The 2,348-nt window shown below is 77.1% G+C and carries 2 protein-coding genes; both read left to right on the top strand.

Annotated features, from left to right (window positions below):
- The coding region (locus E1264_RS44305; RefSeq protein ID WP_165964666.1) for a VWA domain-containing protein at positions 1-1,075 on the top strand (1,075 nt) is incomplete at its 5' end.
- Positions 1,076-1,177: 102 nt separating this feature from the next.
- Positions 1,178-2,179: a DUF6569 family protein gene (locus E1264_RS42015; protein ID WP_132183078.1), complete on the top strand. Its 1,002-nt coding sequence runs from the start codon at positions 1,178-1,180 to the stop codon at positions 2,177-2,179.
- Positions 2,180-2,348 lie beyond the last annotated feature (169 nt).

Here is a 2,348-nt window from a genome sequence, read left to right as displayed (position 1 = left end):
CGTCATCACCGTCCTGCTCGCGCTGCGGCGGCTGCGCGCCAACCACAAGCACACCACCCGCGCCGTGCTCCGGTTCGTCCTGGAGCACCCCCACGCCGACGCGCTCATCGCCGCGCGCCGCCCCGCCCTGCTCGACTGCTTCGAGCACGCCCTGGGCACCGCCACCGCCCGCGGCTGCGCCCGCCGCATCGCCGCCGGCGACACCGCCTCGGACTACCTGCGGCGCCGCCTGCTGCGGTTCCTGTCACCGCGCGCCGCCGCGTCCCCGGCGACCGCGGCCCGCGTCCGCGCCCTCTACACCGCCCCGCCCGGCACTGGCGCGGGCGGCGCGCAGACGGCCCCGGGGATGCCGCACGACCCCGTCCTGCCGCTGGACGCGCCGCGCGAGCACCCCGCGACGATCACCCCCACCAACCGCGGTGACATCGCCGCCACCCTCGTCCACCTGTACCGGGGCGGGCCCGCCGAGGACCTGTACGTCGCGCTCGGCCGCCACGTCGCCGCGGCCGCGGCCGCCTTCCCCCGCTTCGAGGGGGCGGTCGCGCTCGTCATGGACGCCTCGGCGTCCATGCGCGGCCACGGCGACCGCGAATGGGCCCTGATGTCGCAGGCCGCCGCGCTGCGGATGGTGCTGTCGCAGGTCTGCGCGCGGCTGGAGGTCATCGAGGTCGGCGGCGACGAGCGCGCCCCGCGCGGCGCGACCGACCTGGCCACCGGCGTCCTGGACGCCCTCGGCACCGACCCCGACCTGGTCGCCGTCGTCTCCGACGGCTACGAGAACACCTTCCCCGGCGACCTCGCCCGCGTCGCGGTGAGCCTGCCCCGCGCCGGGGTCACCACCCCCGTGGTGTTCTGCCACGCCCAGTTCACCGCGGGCGACGACCTGCGGCTGCGGCGCCCCGCCCCGGCCCTGCCGCAGCGCGGGTTCTGGCACCAGGACGACTTCGCCGAGCTGCTGCCCTGGATGCTCGGGCACTGCCCGGCCGGCGCGCCGTGGCTGCGCACCGCCCTGCACGCCCGCCTGGACGCCCTGGACGAGCAGGCCGACGGCCTCACCACCGGCCTTGCCGCCTGACCACCCCGCCTGCGGCCCCGGCCCGCCGCGCCGCGCGAACGGGCGCGCCCGCACGAACCGGCCCCGCACGAACCGGCCCGCATGAACCGACAGGAGCACCGCATGACCCGGACGACGGCGCTCGACACCCTCCTGCCCGGCCCGCTCAGCCTGGCCGGGCACCGCCTCGGCACCCCGCAGCAGGCCGGCGCGCTCACCATGGTGCCCGTCTCCGGGCCCGCCCACCCCGGGTTCGCGCCGCCCCGCACCGGCCTCAAGCTGTCGCGCGTCGCCGGATACGGCCGCGTCGAGCTCACCAACGCCGCGGACTCCGGCGTCGCGATCGTCCCGCTGCACATCGGCTACATCCAGGACCGCGCGCAGAACCACGCCCTGTGCCGCTCGGCGTTCCTGGCGCCCGGGCAGCGGCTGCTGTTCGAGGACGCCTGCTGCGTCCAGCAGAGCCAGGGCGGCTACCTCGCCGGACGCGACCAGTGGTTCTTCGTCCTGCCGCTGGAACTGCGCGCCCGCGCCCTGGACCTGCGCGGCGTGCACGGCTACGGCAAGCTGTGGGACGACATCGCCGCCCTCAACGCCCGCCACGGGCTCGCCCGGCGCGGCCACCTGGAGCAGATCCTCTCGCGCGAGCGGCCCGTGCTGACCCGGTTCCAGTCCCGCCTGGAACTCCAGCCCGGCCAGGTCGGCGCGCTGTTCTTCGTCGCCGGCCGGTTCGCCGGCCTGGAGATCGCGCCCGACCCCGCCTACTTCGCCGAGATGTGGGCCGCGCTGGTGTGCTTCGCCTACGGCGTCACCGCCCACCGCGCCGAGCCCGGCCCGCCGGGAGAGCCCGAGCCGTTCGACACCGACGCACCCGCCGACCCGACCGGCACGGCGGGGCCGGCCGGGCTGCGCGGCGCGCTGGAACGCGACCGCGCCGCCCGCCTCGCCGAGATCGGCCGGTGGCTCGCCGACGCCCCCGCCGGGCCCGCCGACCTGCACGAGGAGGACCGCTACCCCGCGGCCGGGCGGGACCTGCGCCTGTCGACGGTCACCGCCCCGCACCTGGCCGGGCAGATCGTCACCGACGGCGACCGCACCGTCTACGCCTCCCTGTTCACCCGCTGACGCCCGCCGCCGGGGGCCGCCCTGGGGCGGGCCCCCGGGAAAAAAAAGGGGTTGCCCCGGGGGAGCGGCGGCCAGTTGAATCGCAGGTGCGGGAACTGAGCCGGGCACGCCGGGCACACCCCTGATTCCACATCAGGAAACGCGCGATGTTCAGGACGTCGTTATGGCG

The sequence above is a fragment of the Actinomadura sp. KC216 genome (assembly GCF_004348535.1).
Classification (GTDB): Bacteria; Actinomycetota; Actinomycetes; order Streptosporangiales; family Streptosporangiaceae; genus Spirillospora.
Note: the sequence above shows the minus strand (reverse complement) of the source record. Positions and strands in the feature narration are given on the sequence as shown.